21 protein-coding genes are annotated in these 24585 nt (G+C 63.5%); 7 read left to right on the top strand and 14 right to left on the bottom strand.

The features are described from left to right. The first annotated feature begins 32 nt into the window (after positions 1 to 32). On the top strand, positions 33 to 494 hold the full coding sequence (locus AC0L15_RS04385) for an MAPEG family protein (RefSeq protein WP_287246705.1): 462 nt from the start codon (positions 33 to 35) through the stop codon (positions 492 to 494). Between the two features lie 224 nt (positions 495 to 718). Here the strand turns inward: AC0L15_RS04385 and AC0L15_RS04380 are convergent, their stop codons facing one another. From AC0L15_RS04380 to puuE, 13 genes are all read right to left on the bottom strand, one after another. Continuing rightward, on the bottom strand, positions 719 to 2197 hold the full coding sequence (locus tag AC0L15_RS04380) for a S8 family serine peptidase (RefSeq protein ID WP_287246704.1): 1479 nt from the start codon (positions 2195 to 2197) through the stop codon (positions 719 to 721). Further along, entirely contained in the window at positions 2187 to 2852 is a 666-nt protein-coding gene (locus AC0L15_RS04375) for an anti-sigma factor (RefSeq protein WP_287063927.1), read from the bottom strand. Before AC0L15_RS04375 ends, AC0L15_RS04380 begins: the two co-directional genes overlap by 11 nt. Further along, entirely contained in the window at positions 2849 to 3415 is a 567-nt protein-coding gene (locus AC0L15_RS04370; RefSeq protein WP_027151444.1) for a sigma-70 family RNA polymerase sigma factor, read from the bottom strand. Before AC0L15_RS04370 ends, AC0L15_RS04375 begins: the two co-directional genes overlap by 4 nt. 325 nt (positions 3416 to 3740) lie before the next feature. Beyond that, complete coding sequence (locus AC0L15_RS04365) at positions 3741 to 4580, bottom strand: alkaline phosphatase family protein (RefSeq protein ID WP_128182453.1); 840 nt, start codon at positions 4578 to 4580, stop codon at positions 3741 to 3743. 8 nt (positions 4581 to 4588) lie between these two features. Continuing rightward, positions 4589 to 6241 carry an ABC transporter ATP-binding protein gene (locus AC0L15_RS04360; RefSeq protein ID WP_287246702.1) on the bottom strand — a complete coding sequence of 551 codons (1653 nt, stop codon included), beginning with the start codon at positions 6239 to 6241 and terminating at the stop codon, positions 4589 to 4591. Then, positions 6241 to 7065 (bottom strand): ABC transporter permease, encoded by an 825-nt coding sequence (locus AC0L15_RS04355; RefSeq protein ID WP_023796837.1) that lies wholly within the window; start codon positions 7063 to 7065, stop codon positions 6241 to 6243. The genes AC0L15_RS04360 and AC0L15_RS04355 overlap by 1 nt, the downstream gene beginning before the upstream one ends. An 11-nt stretch (positions 7066 to 7076) precedes the next feature. Continuing rightward, the gene (locus AC0L15_RS04350; RefSeq protein WP_023796836.1) at positions 7077 to 8036 is read right to left on the bottom strand and encodes an ABC transporter permease; all 960 of its coding nucleotides are present in this window, start codon (positions 8034 to 8036) and stop codon (positions 7077 to 7079) included. A 16-nt stretch (positions 8037 to 8052) separates the two neighbouring features. Then, positions 8053 to 9642, bottom strand: coding sequence for an ABC transporter substrate-binding protein (locus AC0L15_RS04345; protein WP_128171041.1), 1590 nt, complete (start codon positions 9640 to 9642; stop codon positions 8053 to 8055). A 156-nt stretch (positions 9643 to 9798) separates the two neighbouring features. Next, entirely contained in the window at positions 9799 to 11784 is a 1986-nt protein-coding gene (locus AC0L15_RS04340; RefSeq protein ID WP_287246701.1) for a CocE/NonD family hydrolase, read from the bottom strand. Between the two features lie 84 nt (positions 11785 to 11868). Beyond that, positions 11869 to 12462, bottom strand: a complete 594-nt coding sequence (locus AC0L15_RS04335; protein WP_128172886.1) for a nucleoside deaminase — start codon at positions 12460 to 12462, stop codon at positions 11869 to 11871. Beyond that, entirely contained in the window at positions 12462 to 12965 is a 504-nt protein-coding gene (locus AC0L15_RS04330; protein ID WP_027151451.1) for an ureidoglycolate lyase, read from the bottom strand. Before AC0L15_RS04330 ends, AC0L15_RS04335 begins: the two co-directional genes overlap by 1 nt. After that, positions 12962 to 13810: a bifunctional allantoicase/(S)-ureidoglycine aminohydrolase gene (locus AC0L15_RS04325; RefSeq protein ID WP_473495946.1), complete on the bottom strand. Its 849-nt coding sequence runs from the start codon at positions 13808 to 13810 to the stop codon at positions 12962 to 12964. Before AC0L15_RS04325 ends, AC0L15_RS04330 begins: the two co-directional genes overlap by 4 nt. Before the next feature lie 44 nt (positions 13811 to 13854). Then, positions 13855 to 15288: an allantoinase PuuE gene (gene puuE / locus AC0L15_RS04320; protein ID WP_287246699.1), complete on the bottom strand. Its 1434-nt coding sequence runs from the start codon at positions 15286 to 15288 to the stop codon at positions 13855 to 13857. Between the two features lie 193 nt (positions 15289 to 15481). Between puuE and uraH the strand changes: the two genes are divergently transcribed. From uraH to xdhC, 4 genes are all read left to right on the top strand, one after another. Beyond that, on the top strand, positions 15482 to 15856 hold the full coding sequence (gene uraH / locus AC0L15_RS04315) for a hydroxyisourate hydrolase (protein ID WP_128171047.1): 375 nt from the start codon (positions 15482 to 15484) through the stop codon (positions 15854 to 15856). A gap of 3 nt (positions 15857 to 15859) precedes the next feature. Beyond that, on the top strand, positions 15860 to 17341 hold the full coding sequence (gene xdhA / locus AC0L15_RS04310; protein ID WP_287063910.1) for a xanthine dehydrogenase small subunit: 1482 nt from the start codon (positions 15860 to 15862) through the stop codon (positions 17339 to 17341). After that, complete coding sequence (gene xdhB, locus AC0L15_RS04305) at positions 17341 to 19689, top strand: xanthine dehydrogenase molybdopterin binding subunit (protein ID WP_287246698.1); 2349 nt, start codon at positions 17341 to 17343, stop codon at positions 19687 to 19689. The genes xdhA and xdhB overlap by 1 nt, the downstream gene beginning before the upstream one ends. A 77-nt stretch (positions 19690 to 19766) precedes the next feature. Beyond that, the gene (gene xdhC / locus AC0L15_RS04300) at positions 19767 to 20810 is read left to right on the top strand and encodes a xanthine dehydrogenase accessory protein XdhC (RefSeq protein ID WP_287246697.1); all 1044 of its coding nucleotides are present in this window, start codon (positions 19767 to 19769) and stop codon (positions 20808 to 20810) included. Between the two features lie 21 nt (positions 20811 to 20831). Here the strand turns inward: xdhC and AC0L15_RS04295 are convergent, their stop codons facing one another. Beyond that, positions 20832 to 21752 (bottom strand): LysR family transcriptional regulator, encoded by a 921-nt coding sequence (locus tag AC0L15_RS04295; RefSeq protein ID WP_287246696.1) that lies wholly within the window; start codon positions 21750 to 21752, stop codon positions 20832 to 20834. A 240-nt stretch (positions 21753 to 21992) separates the two neighbouring features. Here AC0L15_RS04295 and AC0L15_RS04290 point away from each other — a divergent pair, with 240 nt between their 5' ends. Together AC0L15_RS04290 and guaD are read left to right on the top strand one after the other, a co-directional pair. Continuing rightward, positions 21993 to 23210 (top strand): urate hydroxylase PuuD, encoded by a 1218-nt coding sequence (locus AC0L15_RS04290; RefSeq protein WP_473495945.1) that lies wholly within the window; start codon positions 21993 to 21995, stop codon positions 23208 to 23210. Positions 23211 to 23212: 2 nt separating this feature from the next. Further along, positions 23213 to 24526: a guanine deaminase gene (gene guaD, locus AC0L15_RS04285; protein WP_473495944.1), complete on the top strand. Its 1314-nt coding sequence runs from the start codon at positions 23213 to 23215 to the stop codon at positions 24524 to 24526. Positions 24527 to 24585: the final 59 nt, after the last annotated feature.

Here is a 24585-nt window from a genome sequence, read left to right as displayed (position 1 = left end):
CATGGCTTTTGAACCGTACTGAGGAGGAGGACATGCAGCAGCTCAGTTTCGAAAATCCGGTGTTTGCGGCGTTTGCCATAACAGCAGCGATAATGGGGCTGAAGGCTGTGGCAATGTCCTGGCTGACCGTCATTCAGATGATGAGGTTCAGCAGTGGCTTCCGCTCGCCGGAAGATCTCAAGCGGACACCGTTCAATCCCTCGCCTGACCCCAAACAGTTACAGCCGGACGAGCGCGTGGAGCGGATTCGCCGTATACAACTCAAGGATCTGGAAAACCTGCCGTTCTTTTTCATGGCCGGCGCTCTTTATGTGCTGACCGATCCGCCGCTGGTCCAAGCCCAATGGCTGTATTATGGCTACGCCGTTTCGCGTCTGCTGCATTTCGCAGCGTACTTCACAGCGCAAATCCACGAAGTGCGCGCCACCTTTTGGACCGTCGGCTCTCTCATCATCGTTTACATGGCGGTCGTCGCGCTGCTGCACGCTTTCTGATCGATTGTTTCGAAAGTAGCTCAGGCGATTCATGTCGTGGTGGTTTGAGAACGGCAGCGCCACCAACGTGTTTAATTCCCCGCGCTGTGCATGCGCCGTCCCTTGATCGCCTTTTCCAGCCCGATCTCCATTTCGGGGACCGACCCACTATGTGCCGCCTGAATATGATCGGTGGCTTCGGGAACCCAAAAGTCACAAACGGCAGAAGCGTTCAGGCGCCAGACCTATTCTTTCGCCGCCTCGGCCGCCTCGATGTTGAGCAGTCCATAGCCGAAATCATTGTCCCTCCCCTTGGGGCCGAGATCCCTGGCCGTGGCGGCCAGCGCTTTCTCGACCCAGTCGGCGGAACGGTCGGGTGCGGCATGCAGCAGATTGGCGATCGCGCCGGTGACGATCGCTGCTGCAAACGAGGTGCCGGTGACGACATCCGAACCGGCGCCGCTCGGCGCCACCATCTCGACGCCGGGAGCGGAGAGGAAAACGTAGGCGCCGCGATTGGCCTGCTGCATCAGCCCGTCCTTGGCATCGGTGGCAGTCACCGCGATGACGCTGTCGAACGCGGCCGGGTAGCCGTAGGGCGCCTTCGGTCCGTTGTTGCCGGCGGCGGCGACCAGCACTATGCCCAAGGCGCGAGCATTGCGGCAGGCGACGCCGAGCAGGTCGTTCTTCGGGCCGACGAAGCTCATATTGATGATGCGGACGTCTTGCTCCGCCGCCCAGTCCAGCGCCGCAAGGATGACGTCCATGGTCGACTTGCCGCCCTCGAAGGCGCGGGCGTGGTAGATCCTGGCGCCCGGCGCCATGCCTTTGAGCGCACCGACGCCGGCGATCAGGCCGTCGATCGAGGTGCCGTGATCGCGCGCCTCGATCGGCACGTCGGGCATGGCGTCGAACTGATCGGCGATGACGCCGGAGAGTGCTGGATTGGTATCGTCGATGGCGGTGTCGATGACGGCGATGCGTACATTCTCGCCGCTCGCCCCTTTCGCATCGAGCGCGATGCGCTCGAAGGCATAGTTGACGATGGTGGCTGCCTGCTGCAGCGAGTAGATATGGTTGGGCTCGCGCCGCAAGGTGCGGCCGTCGGCGGCAAGCTGCGCCAGCACGACGCCGACCGGGCGGCCATCGGGAATGCCGAAGCGTACCAGCGTGGCGCCGAGCAACTGAGACTGGCGCTGCGAGCGCACCTCGAGGCCAAAGGAGGCGGCGATCTGCTGGACGGCGTCGCCCTCCACCGTCACCAGCACCTCGTCCGGCACGAAATCACCGACGACGGCGCGCGGCGGCTCGGCCGCGACCAGATCGCTGGGCGAAACGATCGGCCCGCCTGCCGCAGCGGCTTGTATCGCTGTCGCACCGGCAGGCGGGACCGGCGGCGGCAACGCACCGCTGGCCGGATCGCGGCGCGGATCGGGCGTCGGCAGCGGCGCCTGGCCGCCGCCGACAGGATTTGGGAACAGGTCGACGATCAGCGCGGGAAGAAACACTGCATTTGTCGCGGCGGAACCTGCACCCGGCCTTTCGCCGCTGCCATCCTCTGTGTCGCGTTTGATGCAGTCGGCCGCCGTCGCCCCTCGGTTGAGGCAGTCGATTTCAGTCTGCGTAAGGTTCGGATCATTGGTCTGCGCCAGGGCAGGTGCAGCGCCGATTATCATCGCCGCCACAAGCAGCGCCGCAAATCGGATGACCGCCCTAGCCGCCATCGACCGGTTTCCTTCCCTCGACCACAGCCTCTGCAAACGGCTGGGCGGCGATCAGGCCGAGCACTTTTTCATAGTCGGCTACGGTCGCGGCCGGGATGCCAAGACGGAAGACACCTTCGACGGTCGGGCCGCCGGCAATCTTCAGCTGGTGCTCGCCAAGAAAAGCGACAATGTCGGCCATCTTCGCATCCGGCTTGAACTTGACCAGCGCGAACGGCATTTTCGCAAGATCGCCTTGCTGGCCGGCAATTTCGAAATCGCTGTCGATGCCGCCGGGCCGCTCAAACGACTGCACCACAACAAGCGCCAGCAGAGCCGCGGCCGCAGCCCAGGCGACGCCGGCGGGAACTGCCGTGAAGCGGCCCCACGCTTGCGCCAGCCAGGAGGCCGCCGGCGCGCGCGCTGGACCGGCCTCGGCGTCGAGCGCCCGGGCGAATCGGCTGAGCGCATCGGCCGGCGGACGGATCGCCTCATTGGATGCAGCGGTGCCGGAGAATTCGGCTTCGGCCTCGCCGAGTGCGGCAAGCGCTGCCGGGTCGGTCGCCAGCCATTCCTCGACGGCTTCGAGCTCTGCGCCTTCCAGCGAGCCATTCAGATAGAACGGCAGCAGCGTTTCCATTTCATCGCGGCGCGACATCTTTTCAGCGGCGCTCATGGCCACCCCCTGTCGTAACCGGCGGCCTTGAGGGCCTCGCCGAGTTTCTTGCGGGCGTAGAACATTCTGGTCTTGACGGTGGCGACCGGGATACCGAGCACCTCGCCGATCTCGCTCACCGACTGTCCGTGGTAGTAGGCAAGGTCGATCACCGTGCGGTGTTCTTCCGGCAAGGCATCGATGAAGCGCCGCAACGCGGCGCCCTTGTCTTCCTTCATGGTGACGACTTCCGGAGAGTCGGCGCCGTCGGCGACCTGGGCCGCGTCATCGTCGTCTATCCAGTCTTCCTTTTTCTTGCGCAGCGACGACAGCGCCTTGAAGCGGGCGATGCCGAGCAGCCATGTCGAGACTTCCGAGCGCCCCTCGAAGCCGGGCGCCTGGCGCCAGAGTTCGAGAAACACCTCGTTGGCGATATCGTCGGCCATCATTTCCGATCCCGTCTGGCGCACCACGAAGCGGTAGACCCGCGCGTGGTGGCGCATGAACAGGAGCCGCACGGCGGCACGGTCGCCTTTGGCAACCCGGCCGACAAGCGCGCGATCGGTTTCCGCGGCTGCCGTCATGGCCGGTCGAGCCGCCTGGCTCCTTTCTGCTCTGTCGCTGATCGGCCCAAAAAGGTTCACCGCTATCGCCCGGATTATCCTGAAAGCTAGCCGAAGAGCGGCAGCGTTGCCAGAGGGAGCTTCTTCCCTTCTCCCCCCTGTGGGAGAAGCTGGCCGAGCGAAGCTCGGTCGGATGACGGGTGCTGAACGGATCGCTACACCCAAGAAATAAACGCTTCAAATCCCTCAATATTTTCACGCCGAGTTTCTTACAACACCCCTCATCGGTCTTGTCGCTTCGCGCCAATCCACCTTCTCCCACAGCGGGAGAAGGGAAGACGCGTGTTCAGTCCAGGAACGGCCTGGCCTTCATCGTCGCGGGCACCGGCACGCCGAGGCGCGCAAGCACCGTAGGCGCAAGCTGCAACTGGTCTAATTGAGCGTCGGCCTCCGGCCCCATGCCGGGCCCGAAGTAGTAAAGCGCAAAATCCTGCATCTCGTCGTCATGGCCGCCATGATGGCCGCGATCGGTCTGGCCGTGATCGGCGGTGACGATCACCTCGTAGCCGGCTTCCCGCCAGCGCGGCAGGAAGGTGGCCAGCATGCCGTCCATCGCATAGACGGCATTGTCCATCTCATGGCAGTCGTGGCCGAAGCGGTGGCCCATCGAGTCCAGCGTGCAGGTGTGCAGGATGCCGTAGTCGATGCCGTGGCGCCTGGTCAGCATCGTCAGCGTCGCGAACAGGTCGACGTCGCTCGGCGTCATCTGATTGCGGGCGTTGTAGCCGGTCATGGTGTGGAACCGGCCATGCGTGATCGGCCCGCCGGGCTCATCGAACTCCATGTCCTCGACCAGATCGAACGGATAAGCCCGGAAGAATTCGGACCAGTAGGAATGAGTGACCGCGCCGGTCTTGCCACCGGCTTTGCTGACCTCGGAGAATATGTCGGGTTGCTCAACGCGGAACCGGTTCTCGTTGGTCAGGATGCCGTGCACTTGCGGCGCCACGCCAGTATGGATCGACGCATAGCAGCAGGCCGAGGTCGACGGCAGCACGGAGCGCATCTTCCAGACGCGCGCTTCGCCCGATTGCACCCAGCCTTCGAGATTGCCCATCAGCCGGCGCCAATTGCGATAAGGCACGCCGTCAAGGATGATCAGCAGAAGTTTTGTCTCGAGCGCCACCGGGGTGTCTAATTGCCGGCGCTGGCCATGCGTCGTCCCTTGATCGCCTTCTCCAGCCAGCCGATCTCCATTTCGGGGACTGAGGACAAGAGAAGGTCGGTGTAGGCGTCGAAGGGCGGCGCCAACACCTGGCTCTTGGCACCGTAGCGCACCACCTCGCCGCGATACATCACCGCGATCGAATCGGCGATCGACTTCACCGTGGCGAGATCGTGGGTGATGAACAGATAGGCGACGTTTTCCTCCTTCTGCAGCTCGAGCAGCAGCTTCAGGATGCCGTTGGCGACCAGCGGGTCGAGCGCCGAGGTCACCTCGTCGCAGATGATCAGCTTCGGCTTGGCGGCGAGCGAGCGGGCGATGCAGACGCGCTGCTTCTGGCCACCGGAAAGCTCGGCCGGGTAGCGGTCGACAAAGCCCTTGCCCATTTCGATCTTGTCAAGCAATTCGGCGACGCGCTTGTCGCGCTCTCGGCCGCGCAAACCAAAATAGAATTCGAGCGGCCGGCCGATGATGGTGCCGACGGTCTGGCGCGGGTTCATCGCCACGTCGGCCATCTGGTAGATCATCTGCAACTGGCGCAGATCCTCCTTGGGCCGATCGGCAAGCCGGTTGGCGAGCGGCCGCCCGTCGAAGGTGACGGTGCCTTGTTCGGGCGGCAGAAGGCCGGTGATGGCGCGCGCCAGCGTCGACTTGCCCGAGCCGGACTCGCCGACCACCGCCAGCGTCTGGCCAGGATAGATGTCAACCGAGACGTTCTTCAGCACCTTGATATGGCTGCGGCCATAGGCGGCGGTGATGTTCTTGACCGACAGGAAAGGGTTCGTGCCGGGCCTTTGCTCCTGGTGCTCGATCTCGTGCACTGACACCAGCGCATTGGTGTATTCCTGGCGCGGCTCCTTGATGATCTGGCGGGTGCCGCCCCATTCGACCAGCCGGCCATGGCGCAGGACCATGATCTCGTCCGAGACCTGAGCGACGACGGCAAGGTCATGGGTGATGTACAGCGCCGCGACATGCGTGTCGCGGATGGCGTCCTTGATCGCCGCCAGCACGTCGATCTGCGTCGTCACGTCAAGCGCCGTGGTAGGCTCGTCGAAGACGATCAGGTCGGGCTCGGAACACAGCGCCATCGCCGTCATCACACGCTGCAGCTGGCCGCCGGACACCTGGTGCGGAAAGCGCTCGCCAATGCTTTCGGGGTTCGGAAGGCTGAGCTTCTTGAACAACGCGATGGCGCGTTTTTCGGCCGCGGCCCGCGTTGCCGTGCCATGCAGCAGCGTCGCCTCGACCACCTGGTCCATCAGTCTGTGCGCCGGGTTGAAGGCGGCGGCAGCCGATTGCGCGACATAGCAGACCTCGCGGCCGCGCAGCTTGCGAAAGCCCTCCTTGCCGCACTTGAGAATGTCGCGGCCGTTGAGCATGACTTCGCCGCCGGTGATGCGCACGCCGCCGCGGCCATAGCCCATCGACGCCAGGCCGATGGTCGACTTGCCGGCTCCGGACTCGCCGATCAGGCCGAGCACCTTGCCCTTCTCGAGCGTGAGCGAGACGTCGTGGACCAGCACGATGTTTTTCGGCGCCTCGCCCGGCGGGAACACTGTCGCCTCGATGCGCAGGTTGCGGATATCGAGCAACACGTTCTTTGCTCGCTGGTCAGCCATTACCCGCGCCCTCCCTTCAGGCTCGCCGTGCGGTTGAGCACCCAGTCGGCGACAAGGTTGACGGAAATCGCCAGCATGGCGATCGCCGCGGCAGGGATGAGCGCCGCCGCGATGCCGAAGACGATGCCGTCCTTGTTTTCCTTGACCATGCCGCCCCAGTCGGCGCTAGGCGGCTGCACGCCGAGGCCGAGAAAGGACAGCGTCGACAGGAACAGCACGGCATAGATGAAGCGCAGGCCGAGTTCCGAAACCAGCGGCGACAACGCATTGGGCAGGATCTCGCGGAAGATGATCCACACACTGCCTTCGCCGCGCAGCTTGGCCGCCTCGACGAAATCCATGACGTTGATGTCGACGGCGACCGCCCGCGACAGGCGGTAGACACGGGTCGAGTCGAGAATGCCCATGACCAGGATCAGCGTCACCAGATTGGTTGGCAGCACGGAGAGCACGACGAGGCCCATGATCAGCGTCGGAATAGACATCAGGAGATCGACAAGGCGCGACATAAGCGTGTCGAACCAGCCGCCGAAAACCGCCGCCGAGAAGCCAAGGATGGCGCCGAGCGAGAAGGACAGCGCGGTGGCCAGCACCGCGATGAACAACGTGACGCGGGCGCCGTAGATCATGCGCGAAAGAAGGTCGCGGCCGAGATTGTCGGTGCCCAGCAAATGTGTCGCCGACATCGGTGCCCAGACGTCGCCGACGATCTCGCCATTGCCGTAAGGCGCGATCCAGGGCGCGAAGATCGCCGCCAGCACGAACAATGCCGTCAGCACCAGGCCGATCAGCGCAGGGATGGGGATGCGTTTTATGTCGAGCACAGCGCCGCCCCTCACTTCGGATGTCTGAGACGCGGATTGGCGACGATCGCCGCTATGTCCGCAATGATGTTCAGGCTGATATAAACCGCGGCGAAGATCAGGCCGACCGCCTGCACCACCGGTACGTCACGCTTGGTGACGTGGTCGACGAGATACTGCCCCATGCCCGGATAGACGAAGATCACTTCGACAACGACGACGCCGACGATCAGGTAGGCGAGGTTGAGCATGACGACGTTGATGATCGGCGCAATCGCATTGGGGAAGGCATGCCTGCGAATGACGGCGAATGCCGAAAGACCCTTGAGCTCCGCCGTCTCGACATACGCCGATTGCATGACATTGAGGATCGCGGCGCGCGTCATCCGCATCATGTGGGCGAGCACCACCAGCGTCAGTGCCGCCGCCGGCAGCATGATCGCCTGCATGCGCTCGCCGAACGGCATCCCGTCATAGACCGTCGAGATGCCGGGGAAGATCTGGTATTTCACGGCAAAGAAATAGACGAGTACATAGCCGATGAAGAATTCGGGAAACGAGGTCGAGGCAAGCGCCAGTCCGGAGATCAGCTTGTCGACCCAGCCATTGCGGTAACGCACCGCAATCAGGCCGAGAATGATCGCCAGCGGCACGGCAACGACCGCCGCCCAGAAGGCGAGGAACAGCGTGTTCCACAACCGCCCCTTGATCGACGTCGCAATATCCTGCCCGCTGGACATGGCGGTGCCGAGATCACCGGTCACGACGCCGCCGAGCCAGCGGAAATAGCGGATAAAGGCCGGATCGTTGAGGCCGAGCTGCTCGCGCAGATTGGCGAGCGACTCCGGTGTCGCCGACTGTCCGAGGATGGCTTGCGCGACGTCGCCGGGCAGGATCTGGGTGCCGGCGAAGATCAGGACCGATACGGCTAACAGCAGGAGGATGCCCAGCGCAATGCGCTGGGCCACCAGTTTCACGATGGGTGAGGACATATCCGCAAGGCCGGGCTCAGGCTTCGAGCCAGCACTTTGCCAGAGCGTACCCGTTCATCAGCTCCTGATGCGGATCGTCGACCCAGCCGGCGACCTTGGCGCCCGTCGCGTCGATGAACTGGTTGAACATCGGCAGGATCAGGCCACCTTCGTCGCGGACGAGCATCGCCATGTCGCGATACATCGCCTTGCGCTTGGCTTCGTCGAGCTCGGCACGCGCCGCCAGCACCATCTTGTCGAACTCGGGACGCTTGAAACGCGTGTCGTTCCAGTCGGCCGTCGACAGGTACGCAGTCGAGTACATCTGGTCCTGCGTCGAGCGTCCGCCCCAGTAGGAGGCGCAGAAGGGCTGCTTGTTCCATACTTCCGACCAGTAGCCGTCGCCCGGCTCGCGCTTGATCTCCAGAGTGATGCCGGCCTTGGCCGCGCTTTGCTGGAACAGCTGCGCGGCATCGACGGCGCCGGGGAAGGCGACGTCCGATGTCCTGAGCAGGACGGCGCCGTCATGGCCCGACTTCTTGAAATGAAACTTGGCCTTGTCGGGATCGTATTTGCGCTGCTCGATGTCCTCGGAAAACAGCGGATAGGCCGAGTTGATCGGGAAGTCGTTGCCGAGCGAGCCATAGCCTCTGAGGATCTTGTCGAGCATCTCCTCGCGGTCGATCGCCAGCTTCAGCGCCATGCGCAAATCGTTGTTGTCGAACGGCGCCGTGTTGCAATGCATGATGAAGACGTAGTGGCCAGGACCCGCATGGTTGCGGATGGTGACGCCGGGCAGCCGCTTGATCAGGTCGACGATCTTCGGCTCGACGCGGTTGATCATGTTGACCTGGCCGCCCTGCAAGGCCGAAGTGCGCGCCGTGGCGTCGTTGATGACGATGATCTCGATCTGGTCGGCATGGCCCATCTTGTCGGCCTGCCAGTAATTGGCGAACCGCTCGCCGCCATGGCGCACGCCGGGCTCGTTGGTGGTGATCTTGTAGGGTCCGGCCGAGATGCCGGCGTCGGCCTTGTCCTTGCCGCCATTGGGCTGGATGATCAAATGGTAATCGCTGAGCAGATAGGGCAGGTCGGCATTGGCTTCCTTCAGCGTCAGCACGACTTCCTTGCCGCTGGCCTTGATGCTCTCGATGCCTTTCATGTAGCCGAGCGCGCCCGACTTCGACTTCTCGTCCGAATGGCGTTCGAGTGTGGCGGCGACGTCCTCGGCGGTTACCGTCTTGCCGTTATGGAATTCGACGCCGTCGCGAATCTTCAGCGTCCAGACCTTGGCGTCGTCAGACGAGCCGATCTCCTCGGCGATGCGGTTCTCGAGCGTGCCTTCCGGGGAAAGCTCGACGATCAGTTCGCCCCACATCTTGCCGAAGGCGAACGGCACCTGCGTCATGAACAGGGCCGGATCGAGGCTGTTGGTGGACTCGCCGCCGACCAGGCCGGCCTTCAACGTGCCGCCCTTGACCGGACCCGCGGCGCGCGCTGCACTTGAAAGCAGCGAGTTGGCGAAGGTCGCGGTGACGCCGAGCGCTGCCGCCCGGCCGAGAAAATCACGACGGCTCAGTTTGCCGGATGCGACGCGCAGGCTAAGAAATTCCAGTTCGTTTGACATGTTGAGTTCCTCACTCTGTTGGTTCGACCTTGTGGTCGTTTTTTATGGTTTCTTGTGAGGAGAATAATGACCGCAAGGGAACGCCGTAAGCAAGACCGAATGCGACATGCCGTGGCGTAAATCGTACGTCGCAATTGGACCAATCCGCATAAGCGCTCAAAGCAGATCGCGCGGGATTTTCTCTTCGAAATTACGCTCGAAAACCAGTTCCTCGCCTTCATAGGCTTCGATTCTGGCGCTAATAATGAAGTTTTGCGCATCGGACCGCATCTCGGCTGACGTTTCTGTGCGCACCGACCATCCATTTCGCGACAGCGTTTGCGTCCAGTGCGTCTTGCCCGACGCTGACAGCGGATTGTCAGGATGGATCGCCCATGTCTCGCGGGCGACGCTGCCATTGGCGAGGCCATGCTCCAGGTCGCGCACCTCGCCGAAATCGTCGACAATGGAAAGCGTGACGATTCCGGTCTTCTCGTCGCGATCAACATGACGCTCCGAATTGGCGGCACGGACCGTTTCGGTTGCCCAGGGCACGGCTGCCTCGAGCGTAGGGAACGTGACTTCGTCGCCTTGCGCCGGCGGACGCAGCGGCAGCTTCAGCGTAGCCGCCGACAGGTCGAGCCGAACCGGTTCCGGCGATGGCCAGATCATCGGCCAGTAGGCGTTCGAAACGGCAATACGCAGGCGATGGCCTGATGGCACGCGATAGGCGCATTGGTCGAGCACCACCCGCGCCAAAACGGTCTCTTCCGGCACCAGCGCCTCGGGGAATTCATGCGAGTTGCGGTGCGTCAGGTTGAGCACGCCGTAGGAGATCAATTCGGATGCGCCGTCAGGATGCACGTCGCACAGCCGCACCGCGATGTTCGCCTGCGGTCGATCCGAGGCGACCTGGATCAAAACCTCCGGCGCGCCGACAATGTCGATCGCCTCGCCGAGCGGGGGCTGGTCGAAACACACCGACAGCGCATCGTCGGGGCGCTGGTCGCCGGGCAGTTCCGGCCCGAAGGTGAAGGGGAAATATTCGCCGCCGGCGAGGCCGCAGCTTTGTGGCGAAGCCACGATTGCAGGCCTGGCGCCTTCCGGGATCAGTTCGATCGCCTCAGCCTTGATGTTGGGCGATGGCCAGTCTGCTTCGGCAACCCAGCGGCCGGGCCGCTCGGGATGCCAACGCGCGGGGCGCACGCTGTCCATCACATAGGCGCGGTAGGCCGGGTCGGCCTCGACGCCGGTGTCGATGCCTTTCAACCAGCGGTCCCACCAGCGCAAGGCCTCCTGCAGGAAGCCGATCGCTGGTTTCGGTGCGGCGTAATGCGGGTACTTGTGGATCCACGGGCCGACGATGCCCTTGACCGGCGCCTCGATATTGGCCGCGAGGTAGGAAATCGTATTGCGATAGCCGTCATGCCAGCCGCCGATCGACAGCACGGCGGCTTGGATGGCGGAATAGTTCTCGCAGATCGAACCGCGCTTCCAATAGGCGTCGCGGTGCTGGTGTCTCAGCCACAGCGGCGCCAGGAAGGGCTGGTTCTCCAGCCGGGTCAGCCATAGGTCGCGCCATCTGTTGTCGCCGGCCAGCAGCGGGTCCGGTGGCCGCGACGAATAGGAGAGCATGGTCGAGGCCCAGCCGAAATTCTCGATCAGCAGGCAGCCGCCCTTGTAGTGGATGTCGTCGGCATAGCGGTCGACGGTCGAGCACAGGCTGATGACTGCCTTCAACGCCGGCGGCTGCTTGGCTGCAACCTGCAGGCAGTTGAAGCCGCCCCAGGAGATGCCCATCATGCCGACATTGCCGTTGCACCAGGGCTGGGCGGCCGCCCAGGCGATCACATCGCAGGCGTCCTGCAATTCCTGCTCGGAATATTCGTCGTCCATCAGCCCTTCGGAATCGCCATTGCCGCGCATGTCGACGCGGATCGCTGCGTAGCCATAGCCGGCGAAATAGGGATGCGTCAGCTGATCGCGAAAGATCGTGCCGTCGCGCTTGCGGTAGGGCAGGTGCTCGAGGATCGCCGGCACCGGATCGTCGGCGGCATCGGCCGGCATCCACACCCGCGCCGACAGCCGGCAGCCATCCGGCATGACGATGCCCATGTCCGGAAACTCGACGACCTTGCGGGGAAATTCAGTGACGGTTTTCATGCGGGCGACTCCAGGACCGCCAAATGATGGAGCCCGTGGGACGTCGTCGTGGGCCAGCCAACGAATTCGGCTGGTCAATCCGCGTCAACTCAACGGAATGTCGTTTTCGTCCTTGCTCGCCTGGTAAGCGCTGGACAGTTCGTCGTAGCGCGCCGAGATCTTGCCGATCCGTGCTTCCAGCCGCTTGCGCTCGGCCTCGGGCAGCGACCGCACCAGTCTTCGGATCGAAAAGCTCTTCCAATAGGCGTTCTCGGCATTGTAGCCGCCAGGGTCGAGGGTGAAGACCTCCTTCAGGATCTTCAGGTCGTGTGGGATGGCGAAGCTGTCGCGCGAATCCTCGTGCGAAAACAGATAGTAGAAATTGTCGAAGCCGGTCCAGGTGATCGCCGACAGGCAGAGCGAGCAGGGTTCGTGCGTGGCGAGGAAGATCGCGTCCTTGGTGTCGACGCGCTCGGCCTTCGGCATTTCGTAGAACCGCTTCAGGCAGTGCACCTCGCCATGCCAGAGCGGATTTTCCGCCTCGTTGTTGGTTTCGGCGAGCACCAGCGAGCGGTCATCCTTTCTCAAGATCGCCGCGCCGAACAGCTTGTTGCCATGGGCGACGCCTTCGGCCGTCTTCGGCACGATGTCATGCTCGATGACGTCGAGCAGGCGGTCGATCAGCGAAGTATCGGCCATTATTGGCTCCTGTCCGGCAGATCGATCTCGTAACCGTGCGAGAAATGGCACTCTTCGAGGTTGGAGCCGTCGCCACCGCGGTCGACGACGAGAAAATCCTGGGCCTCACCGATCGGCGTCAGCACGCCGTGCCACCGATTGCGTGGGTAATTGACGCCTTGCCCGGGCGCGGTGATGAATGCGTGCGGCTCTCCCGGGCCTTCGTCGCTGTCATGGCAGACGACGACCAGGAACGGCCGTGGCGACAGCGGGATGAAAGCCTGGCTGCCGAACGGGTGACGCTCGACCATGGTGAGCTTCAGCGGAAAATCGTAAGGCGTGCCGCGCACCATAGAGATCAGCACGCGCGCATTCGGTCCCTGCGCCTCGGCGGTGGCGAGGTCGTGGTAGCGTTCCGCCTTGCCGCCATTGATCGGGTAGTGATTGTCGCCGCCCATATCGATGACGTCGCCGAATTCAGCGAAGTTCTCGCGGGTCAGCGGGCGCGCCACAATGCGGCTCATGGCGCGCGCCTCGCGACGCCGGCGCCGCCAAGCTTGGCATGCCGGTTGACGTCCTTGTAGAGCAGATATCGGAACTGGCTCGGACCGCCGGCATAGCAGGCCTGCGGGCAGAAGGCGCGCAGCCACATATAGTCGCCGGCCTCGACCTCGACCCAGTCCTGGTTAAGGCGGTAGACCGCCTTGCCCTCCAGCACATAGAGGCCGTGCTCCATGACATGGGTCTCGGCGAAGGGGATGACCGCGCCCGGCTCGAGTGTAACCAGGGTGATGTGCATGTCGTGGCGCATGTCTTCAGGATCGACGAAACGCGTCGTCGCCCATCTGCCTTCGGTGCCGGGCATGGGCGTGGGCGCGATGTCCTGTTCGTTTGCAAAAAGGGCTTGCGGCGTATCGATGCCCTCCACGGCTTCATAGGCTTTTCGGATCCAGTGGAAACGAACGGGTGCGCCGCCCTCGTTGCGAACGGTCCATCCGCTGGCCGGCGGCAGGAAAGCAAAGCCGCCCGGCTGCAGGACATGTTTCTCGCCAGCCAGCAAAACGGTCAGCTCGCCCTCGACCACGAACAGGGCGCCCTCGGCGGCGGCATCCGGTTCCGACCGGTCGCTGCCGCCGCCGGGCGCGACCTCGACGATGTATTGCGAAAACGTCTCGGCAAAACCCGACAGCGGGCGCGACAGCACCCAGACGCGGGTCTTGTCCCAGAACGGCAGGGCGCTGGTGACGATGTCCTGCATCACCCCCCTGGGAATGACGGCATAGGCCTCGGTGAAGACGGCCCGGCCGGTCAGCAGCTCACTCTGGCCGGGGTGGCCGCCCTGCGGCGCGTAATAGGTTCGGTCGGCCATTTTCATCGTATCCATCAGTTCAGAGCCTGTTGCGGAAGCCAGGCCTATTGCGGAAGCATGTCCTTGAGGCGGAGCAGTGCGATACGCTCGACCTGTTTGCAGGCGGTTTCGAATTCAACGGCGCGGCTGTTGCCGATGCGCGCCTCGAACTCCGCCAGGATTTCTTCCTTGGTCTTGCCTTTCACCGCGATGATGAAGGGGAAGCCGAAACTGGTGACGTAGGCGGCATTGAGCTTGGAGAACAGCTCGCGCTCTTTATCGGTCAGCGCCTCGAGCCCGGCGGAAGCCTGTTCCCTGGCCGATTCCGTTGTCAGCCGCTTGGCCTGAGCCAGTTTTCCGGCAAGGTCGGGATGGGCGTTGAGCACGGAGAGCCGCTCGGTCTCGCTGGCGCCGCGAAAGACACGGCACAGCGCATTGTGCAGGCCGCCGGCACTGTCATGCGCCGGACCGAGCTCCAGCTCACAGGCGCGCTCGGCGATCCACGGCGAATGCTCGAATACGCCGCCGAATGCCTGGACGAAAGCCTCGGATTCCATCTTCGACGGGCGCAGCGTCGGCGGCCGGAACGGATGGTTTTCTTGCCAGTGCCTTGCAATGTCGATGCGTCGCGCCAGCCAGACCCTGTCGTGCGATTTGACGTAGTCGACGAAGCGCTTCAGCGCCGCGACCCGGCCCGGCCTGCCGACGAGGCGGCAGTGCAGGCCGATATTCATCAAGCGCGGCCGCCCTGCCTTGCCCTCGGCATAGAGCGTGTCGAAACTATCCCTAAGATAGGCGAAGAACTGGTCGCCCGAGTTGAAGCCCTGCGGCGTGGCGAAACGCATGTCGTTGGCGTCGAGCGTATAGGGGATGATGAGCTGCGGCTTTGCCGACCCGTCCGGCCCACCATGCTCGAACCAGTACGGCAGCTCGTCGTCATACGTGTCCGACACATAGTCGAAGCCGCCCTCTTCCGCCGCCAGCCGCACGGTGTTGATCGACGTGCGGCCGGTGTACCAGCCGGTCGGCCGTGCCCCGGTCACCTCGTAGTGCAGCCGGATTGCCTCGTCCATGTCGCGGCGCTCGTCCTCCGGCGCATGGTCGCGATAGTCGATCCATCTCAGCCCGTGCGAGGCGATCTCCCAGCCGGCCTCCTGCATCGCCACGACCTGGTCGGGCGAACGCGCCAGTGCTGTGGCGACGCCGTAGCAGGTGATCGGCACCTCAGCCTCGGTGAACAGGCGCAGCAATCGCCAGAAGCCGGCGCGGGCGCCATATTCGTAGATCGATTCCATGTTCCGGTGGCGCTGCCCGGGCCAGGGTGCAGCGCCGACGATCTCGGACAGGAAGGCTTCCGAAGCCTTGTCGCCGTGCAGGACGCAATTTTCGCCGCCTTCCTCGTAATTGACGACGAACTGCACCGCGACATGCGCCCTGCCGGGCCATTTCGGATCCGGCGGATTGGCGCCGTAGCCGCGCATGTCTCGTTCGTAACGCATTGTCGCTCCTGCCGGATAGTGTGATCAGGATAGTCGAAAGGGTTGCTTGCGCATTCCCCCGAAAATTTTTGAAAGTGTTTTTGCAGCACTTCACTCGACCGGGACTTATGCATCGCCTTTAATGGGCGCACAATTCGCCAAACATGTTCGACTGTACCGGACATGTTCGAGTGTACCGGAATGGGAGCAGCCAGTGGCGGAATCGTCGAAAGCCGAAGGCGGACGTCTGACGACCCATGTCCTCGACACCGCGACCGGCAGGCCGGCGGCAGGCCTGTCGATCGAGCTTTACCGCATCAACGACGACATGCGGACGCATCTGAAGACAGCGGTCACCAATGCCGACGGCCGGTGTGACGCGCCGCTGCTTGCCGACGCGGAATTCCGCACCGGCGAATACGAGCTGGTCTTCGCCGCCGGCGACTATCTGCGCCGGCAGGGGTTGAGACTCCCGGAACCGGCCTTCCTCGACAGCGTGCCGATCCGCTTCGGCATGGCCGAGCCGATGCACTATCACGTGCCGCTGCTCATATCGCCCTACGGCTATTCGACCTATCGGGGGAGCTGAGACATGACGAGGCTCAAGATACGCAATGAGATACGCTTCATCCTCAATGGCGAGGATGTTGCGCTGACCACGTTCGCGCCCGACGAGACCTTGCTCGACTGGCTGCGGCTCGAGCGCTCGCTGCGCGGCACCAAGGAAGGCTGCGCCGAGGGCGACTGCGGCGCTTGCACCGTGCTGGTCGGAAGGCTGTCAGGCGGCCGGCTGGTCTATGAAAGCGTCAATGCCTGCATCCGCTTCCTTGGCTCGCTCGATCGCACGCATGTCGTAACCGTCGAGCATCTGCGCGGCGACGGCGAAAAACTGCATCCGGTGCAGCAGGCGATGGTCGATTTCCACGGCTCGCAATGCGGCTTCTGCACGCCGGGCTTCGTCATGTCGCTTTATGCCCTGTGGATGCGGTCACCGGAGCCGTCGGATGCAGCCATCGAAAAGGCGCTTCAGGGCAATCTCTGCCGCTGCACCGGCTACGAGGCGATCATGCGGGCGGCACGTGCCATCTCCAGCTACGGCAAGGCGGCAAAGGATCCGCTGGCAGCGGAGCGCAAGGCGATCACGAGCAAGCTCGAAGCGATGAAAGACGGTTCGCGCATCGAGATCGGCGCCGGCAAGCAGCGCCTGGTCGTCCCGGCCGATGCCGACGACCTCGCCGCCGTGCTCGACAAGGAGCCGGGCGCCACCATCGTTGCCGGTTCGACCGATGTCGGCCTGTGGGTGACCAAGCACATGCGCGAGATTGCGCCGGCGATCTTCATCGGCAATCTCGACGGGCTGTGCCGGATTTCCGAAGACAAGGGCATCATCTCGATCGGCGCTGGTGTCACCTACACCGAGGCTTTCTCAATGCTGGCGAAACGCATCCCGGCGCTGGGCCCGCTGTTCGATCGCATCGGCGGCGATCAGGTGCGCAACATGGGCACGATCGGCGGCAACATCGCCAATGGCTCGCCGATCGGCGACACGCCGCCGCCGCTGATCGCACTCGGCGCGCGGCTGACGCTGCGCCGCGGCAACAAGCGGCGGACGATCTCGCTTGAAGACTTCTTCATCGCCTATGGCAAGCAGGACCGACAGCCGGGCGAATTCGTCGAGGCCGTGCATGTCCCAGTGCCGGGCAGGGATACCAAATTCGCCGTCTACAAGATCACCAAGCGCCGTGACGAGGACATCACCGCCGCACTTGGCGCATTCCTGCTGGCCCTGGCCAAGGACGGCACGGTGGCGGAGGTGCGCATCGCCTATGGCGGCATGGCGGCAACGCCGAAGCGGGCTTTCGGCGTGGAAAAGGCGCTGCTCGGCAGGCCCTGGACGGAACCGACGGTCGAGACCGCCATGGCCGAGTACGCCAAAGACTTTACCCCGCTGACCGACATGCGGGCGAGCGCCGAATACCGGGCGCTGGCGGCGCGCAACCTGCTGTTGCGGTTCTTCGCCGAGACCAGCGGCACCAAAGCACCGATCCAGATATCGCGCCACGAGGCGGCGTGATGACCAAGCACGCTCCAAACCTCAAGGCGCAGAAAATCGCTGGTGGCGTTGCCACCGACCAGCGACATGATTCCGCGCACAAGCATGTCCGCGGCACGGCCGTCTATATCGATGACATGCCGGAATCATCTGGCATGCTGCATGGCTGCCTCGGGCTTTCGACGGCCACGCATGCCACCATCAGCAGCATGGACCTGGCGGCGGTGCGCGCAGCACCCGGCGTCGTCGACGTGCTGACGGCGAGCGACGTGCCGGGCGAAAACGATATCTCGCCGACCGGCCGCCACGACGAACCGGTGCTGGCCGACGGCAAGGTGCAGTTCTTCGGCCAACCGATCTTTTGCGTCATCGCCGAAACCCGCGAGCAGGCGCGCCGCGCCACAAGGCTGGCCAAGGTCGAATACAAGGAATTGCCTTTCGTCACCGACATCGGCGTCCTCGATCCCAGGAAGGACAAGCTGGTCACGCCGCCGCTGACCCTGAGGCGCGGCGATGCCGCGGCTGCGATCAGGGCGGCGCCGCGCCGGCTGAAAGGAAAAATGCGCATCGGCGGCCAGGACCATTTTTATCTCGAAGGCCAGATCGCCATGGCCATTCCCGGCGAGGATCAGGACGTCACGATTTATTCGTCGACCCAGCATCCGAGCGAAATCCAGCACATGGTCAGCCATGCGCTCGGCGTGCCGAGCCATGCCGTCACGGTCGAGATCCGCCGCATGGGCGGCGCTTTCGGCGGCAAGGAAACGCAGGGCAACCAGTTTGCAGTATTGGCCGCTATCGCCGCGAAGAAACATCATCGCGCCGTGAAAATCCGGCCCGACCGTGACGACGACATGATCGCCACCGGCAAGCGCCATGACTTCCTCGTCGATTACGAGGTCGGCTTCGACGACGAGGGCAATATCCTCGGCGTCGATTTCATGTTTGCGGCGCGCTGCGGCTTCTCGGCGGACCTGTCGGGCCCGGTCACCGATCGCGCGCTGTTCCACTGCGACAACACCTATTTCTGGCCGGCGGTTCATGCGCAATCGGCGCCGCTCTACACCAACACCGTGTCGAACACCGCCTTCCGCGGCTTCGGCGGGCCGCAAGGCATAGTCGGCGCCGAGCGTGTCATCGAAGAGGTCGCCTTTGCCGTCGGCAAGGATCCGCTCGAAATCCGCAAGAAGAACTTTTATGGCACCAGCGACCGCAACATCACGCCCTATCACCAGACGGTCGAAGACAACATCATCCACCGCATCGTCGCCGAACTGGAGGCGAGTTGCGACTATGCGAGGCGCCGCCGCACGGTTCGTGCCTTCAACGCCAACAGTCGCTTCATCAAGCGCGGATTGGCGCTGACGCCGGTCAAGTTCGGCATCTCGTTCACCGCCACCCACTACAATCAGGCCGGCGCGCTGGTGCATGTCTATACCGACGGTTCGGTGCATCTGAACCATGGCGGGACCGAAATGGGGCAGGGCCTCTACGTCAAGGTGGCGCAGGTGGTGGCGGAAGAATTCCAGATCGACGTCGACCAGATAAAGATCACCGCGACGACGACCGGCAAGGTCCCGAACACCTCGGCGACCGCCGCATCGTCCGGTTCCGACCTCAACGGCATGGCGGCGCAGAACGCGGCCCGGCAGATCAAGGAGCGGTTGACCAACTTCGCCGCCGAAAAATACCAGGTGCCGTGCGATCAGGTGCTGTTCCTGCCCAACCGGGTGCGTATCGGCAACCAGGAGATCGCCTTCGCCGATCTCGTCAGGCAGGCCTACATGGCGCGCATCCAGCTTTCCGCGGCGGGCTTCTACAAGACGCCGAAAATCCACTGGGATCGCGACAAGGGCGAGGGTCGTCCCTTTTATTATTTCGCCTATGGCGCCGCGTGCTCGGAAGTCTCGGTCGACACGCTGACCGGCGAATATGTCGTCGAGCGCACCGACATCCTGCACGAGACCGGCCGCTCGCTGAACCGCGCCATCGACCTTGGCCAGGTCGAAGGCGGCTTCATCCAGGGCATGGGATGGCTGACGACTGAGGAGCTTTGGTGGGACGAAAAGGGCCGGCTGCGCACCCATGCGCCGTCGACCTACAAGATTCCGCTCGCCTCGGACCGACCGAAGATCTTCAATGTGACGCTGGCCGATTGGCCGGAAGCGAGCGAGCCGACGGTGCACCGCTCCAAGGCGGTCGGCGAGCCGCCGCTGCCGCTCGGCATCTCGGTGCTGCATGCGCTGTCGGATGCGGTGGCAAGCGTTGCCGGCCATCGGATCTGCCCGCGCCTCGACCCACCGGCGACGCCGGAGCGGGTGCTGATGGCGATCGAACGGCTGAAGAGGGAAGCCAAGGCTGGTGCTTGAACTCGGTCCCGGGGTTCGTACAAGGCGTGCAATCCGGGCCGAAAAACCCTATGTTTCCCGATAGGGAAAGCAAAAACATGACCTCGAAAGTGCAAAGCCTGAAAGCATTTCTTGGCGGCGCCGGACGGGTTGCCCTGGTCGAGGTGGCTGGGACCAAAGGCTCGACGCCCCGCGAGAAGGGCGCCTTCATGCTCGTCTCGGGCGCGGCGATTTTTGGCACGATCGGCGGCGGCCAGCTCGAATATATGGCGATCGACAAAGCGCGGCAGCTGCTGGGTCGATCGGCCTCTCCAGCCTCCGGTTTTGGCGAATTTGCCGATGTCGGCACCGCCCCTCATCCGCCTGCCGGCACCTTCTCCCCGTATAGTGACGGGGAGAAGGGAACTGGCCGCAACGCTGGCGCCCTTACCCTCTCCCCGTCCTTACGGGGAGAGGGTAAGGGTGAGGTGCAGCACGACGTCGGCAAAGCTGTCGCCACGCTCGATGTCCCGCTCGGGCCCGAGATCGGGCAGTGCTGCGGCGGCAGGGTCGAGGTGCTGATCCGGCTGGTCGACACGGCGTTGGCGCAAGAGCTGGTCGCGGCGGCGGACGCCGAGCAGGCGCAGCTGCCGCATGTCTACATCTTCGGCGGCGGCCATGTCGGCCAGGCGCTGGCCTCGGCGGTGGCCTTGCTGCCGGTCCGTGTCGTCGTTGTCGAGACGCGGGCCGAGGCGCTGGAGGGCATGCCGGACACGGTCGAAACCAGCCTGACGCCAATGCCCGAGGCGATGGTGCGCAAGGCTTCGGCTGGCGCCGCATTCGTCGTCCTCACTCACGACCACGCACTGGATTTCCTGATCGTCGCCGAGGCACTGAAACGCCGGGATGCCGCCTATGTCGGCATGATCGGCTCGAAGACCAAGAAGGCGACATTCAGGAACTGGTTCCTAAAGGCGGCGGACGGCAGCGAGGCGCAATTTGCCGGCCTCGTCTCGCCGATCGGCGGCGATGCGGTCAAGGACAAGCGTCCGCAAGTCATTGCGGCCTTGGCGGCGGCCGAGATCATGACGGCACTGGCCGCCCATGCCGGCGCGCGAGCCGCGCCGCACCCCGTCTCTCGTGGCAAGGCAATGGCCGGCTGACGGCCAGAATTCGAGCAACGCTCATTTGCCGGCCAGAATTTCCTTGATCAGCCGTTGGCAGCGCTCGGCCATGAAATCGAGCAGCAGCCGCACCTTCGGGTCCTGCAGCTTCTTGTGCGGGTAGACGGCGGCGAACTGCACCGGCGTCGGTGGCGTGTCGGGCAGGATCACCTTCAGACGCCGGTCGCGGATGAACGGCTCGACCTCGAAGCGCGGCTTGTTGATGATGCCGCGGCCCGACAGCGCCCAGCCGGTCAGCACGTCGCCATCGTCGGTGTCATAGGGTCCGTGCACCTCGAATTTCCGCGGACCGTCGGCCGTCTGCAGCGTCCACACATATTCGCGCGCGCCGGCGTAGCGCAGCATCAGGCAGTCGTGTTTGCTGGCGATCAGTTCCTGCGGCTCGGTCGGTTCGCCGCGCGTCTCCAGATATTTCGGCGCCGCCACCAGCACCCGCTCGCACTCCATGATGCCGCGCATTCTCAGGCTGGAATCCTCGATGATACCCAGTCTGAACGCGACGTCGATGCCTTCCTTCATGATGTCGACATTGTGGTCCGAAAGCCTCAGACGAACCTCGATGTCGGGATATTTGTCGTGGAAATCCGGGATTCCCGACGCCACCAGCCGCCGGCCGAGGCCAAGCGGCGCTGTCACCTTGATGGTGCCGCGCGGCTGGCCGGACAAGGCGCTGACCGCAGCTTCCGCCTCGGTGATGGCTTCCAGCACCTGCTTGGCGCCGGAGTAGAACACGGTGCCGTGCTCGGTCGGCATCAGCTGCCGCGTGGTGCGGTTGAACAGCCTGACACCAAGGTGCTTCTCGAGTTCCTTGATGCGGTTGGAAGCGACCGCCGGCGAGATGCGCATGTCGCGCCCCGCCGCCGACAGATTGCCAAGCTCGACGACGCGGACGAAGACGGCGATGTTGTCGAGATAGGCCATGCGACTTTAGGGCTCTCATGCGACTGCGTAGGGATAACCTAGTGCATGGCCCCGAAAAATCGGATTCGATTTCGGAAAGGATCATGCACCAGATAAAAGTTCTACAGCGTCCTTTGCGCGTCCAAGGGCGCGCGGCGCTGTAGTATTTTCCATTTTTTTTTGAAAGTCATCGTGCCGCTCGGCCCTTTCCGTTTGCGCTCCAGTCCGTAAAGTCACCCAATCGGCAGGGACGACTTTTCAATGATCGATTTTGCGATTTTCTGGGACTGGGTGAGTTTCGCCGTGCGCTGGCTGCATGTCGTCACCAGCATAGCCTGGATCGGCTCGTCCTTCTATTTCGTCGCGCTCGATCTCGGCTTGCGCCAGCGTCCGGGCATGCCTGTCGGCGCCTTCGGCGAAGAATGGCAGGTGCATGGCGGCGGCTTCTACCACATTCAGAAATATCTCGTGGCGCCGACCGAAATGCCTGAGCACCTGACTTGGTTCAAATGGGAATCCTACGCTACCTGGCTGTCGGGCTTTGCCATGCTGTGCGTCGTCTACTATGCCGGCGCGGACCTCTTCCTGATCGATCCCAACGTGCTTGCCATGTCGGTGCCTACAGGCATCTTGCTGTCGCTGGCGACGATCGGCGTCGGCTGGTTGGTCTACGATCTCTTATGCCGTTCGCCGCTTGGCAGGAGCGACACCGGCCTGATGCTGGTGCTCTATGGCGTGCTGGTGTTCATCGCCTGGGGTCTTACCCATCTGTTCACCGGCCGCGCCGCTTTCCTGCATCTTGGCGCCATCACCGCGACGATCATGTCGGCCAATGTCTTCATGATCATCATCCCAAACCAGAAGATCGTCGTCGCCGACCTGATCGCCGGCAGGAAGCCAGATCCGAAATACGGAAAGATCGCCAAGCAGCGCTCGCTGCACAACAATTACCTGACGCTGCCCGTTCTGTTCCTGATGCTGTCGAACCACTACCCGCCGGCGTTTGCTACCCAGTTCAACTGGTTGATCGCCTCGTTGGTTTTCATCATCGGCGTGCTGATCCGGCACTATTTCAACACCATGCATGCGCGCAAGGGCAACCCGACCTGGATCTGGCTGGCTGCCGCCGTCCTGTTCGTCGTCATCATCTGGCTGTCAACCGCGCCGAAAGTGCTGACCGGCGAAGTCAAGGCGTCCTCGATGGCACAGGTCTATATCGCCTCGGCGCATTTTCCCGCAGTGCGCGATACGGTGCTTGGCCGTTGCTCGATGTGCCATGCGCAGGAGCCGTCCTACGAGGGCATCTATCACGCGCCGAAAGGTGTGATGCTCGACACGGACGCCGGTATCGCCGGTCAGGCTCGCGAGATCTACCTGCAGGCCGGCCGCAGCCACGCGATGCCGCCCGCCAACGTCACCCATATCACCGACAAGGAGCGGGCGCTGCTGGTGGCATGGTTCGAGGAGGCAGGGAAATAGGCATGACCAGTGCACTCCTGCGCGGCCGCACGCTGTCATTCCTGCGCCGGCCTGAGACCGTCGACGACCATTCCGCCTGGCGCTACGAGGACGATGGCGGCCTGCTGCTTCGCAACGGCAGGATCGTTGCCTCGGGCGCCTACGCCGACGTCGAGAAAAAGGCTGATGAAGGCGCAAAAAAGATCGACCACCGTCCGCATTTGCTGCTGCCTGGTTTCATCGACGCGCATGCGCATTTTCCGCAGATGCAGGTTATCGCCTCCTACGGCGCCGAGCTGCTCGACTGGCTGAACACTTACACCTTTCCCGAGGAAACCAAATTCCAGAACGCCCAGCATGGCCGCCGCATCGCCAGGCTGTTCCTCGACGAGATGGTGCATCATGGCACGACGACAGTCGCCGCCTATTGCTCGGTCCACAAGGAATCGGCCGAGGCGTTCTTCGCCGAGTCGCATGACCGAAACATGCTCAACATCGCCGGCAAGGTGATGATGGACCGAAACGCGCCGGAGGGCGTGCTCGACACAGCGCAGTCGGCCTATGACGACAGCAAGGCGCTGATTAAGGAGTGGCACGGCAAGGGGCGCCAGCACTATGCCATCACACCGCGCTTCGCCATCACCTCCTCACCCGAGCAATTGGAGATGGCGGGCGCGCTGTGCCGCGAATATCCTGATCTGCACATGCAGACGCATCTGTCGGAAAACCACGCCGAGATCGCCTTTACGCTGCAACTCTATCCGCAAGCACGCGACTATACCGATGTTTACGAGCGCTATGGGCTGCTCGGGCGCAAAAGCCTGTTCGGCCACTGCATCCATCTTTCGGAACGCGAGGCGGATGCGCTTTCGGACACGGGCTCGGTCGCCGTGTTCTGTCCGACCTCGAACCTGTTCCTCGGCTCGGGCCTGTTCGATTATCAGCGTTACCGCCGCCGCGAAAAACCACTCCGCATCGCCACCGCCACCGATATCGGCGGCGGCACCAATTACTCGATGCTGCGCACCATGGATGAGGGCTACAAGGTGATCGCGCTGAACGGCGAGAAGCTCAATCCGTTCCAGTCGTTCTGGCAGCTCACCCGCGGCAATGCCGAGGCGCTGTCGATCGTGGAAAAGATCGGCACGCTCGACCAAGGCAGCGATGCCGACATCGTCGTCCTCGATGCCCGCGCCACGCCGGCCATGCGGCTGCGGATGGAGACGGCGGACACGCTGGCGGAGGAGCTGTTTCTGCTGCAGACGCTGGGCGACGACCGCGCCGTGCGCGAGGTCTACGTCGCCGGGCGGGCGATGAAGACCGATATGGCGGTTTAGCTATCCCGCACGTCCCGCTTGACCCGGCGGCAGCCATCGGTCAAAGCGTGCCGCGACGT

The sequence above is a fragment of the Mesorhizobium sp. WSM4846 genome, from assembly GCF_055811415.1.
Note: the sequence above shows the minus strand (reverse complement) of the source record. Positions and strands in the feature narration are given on the sequence as shown.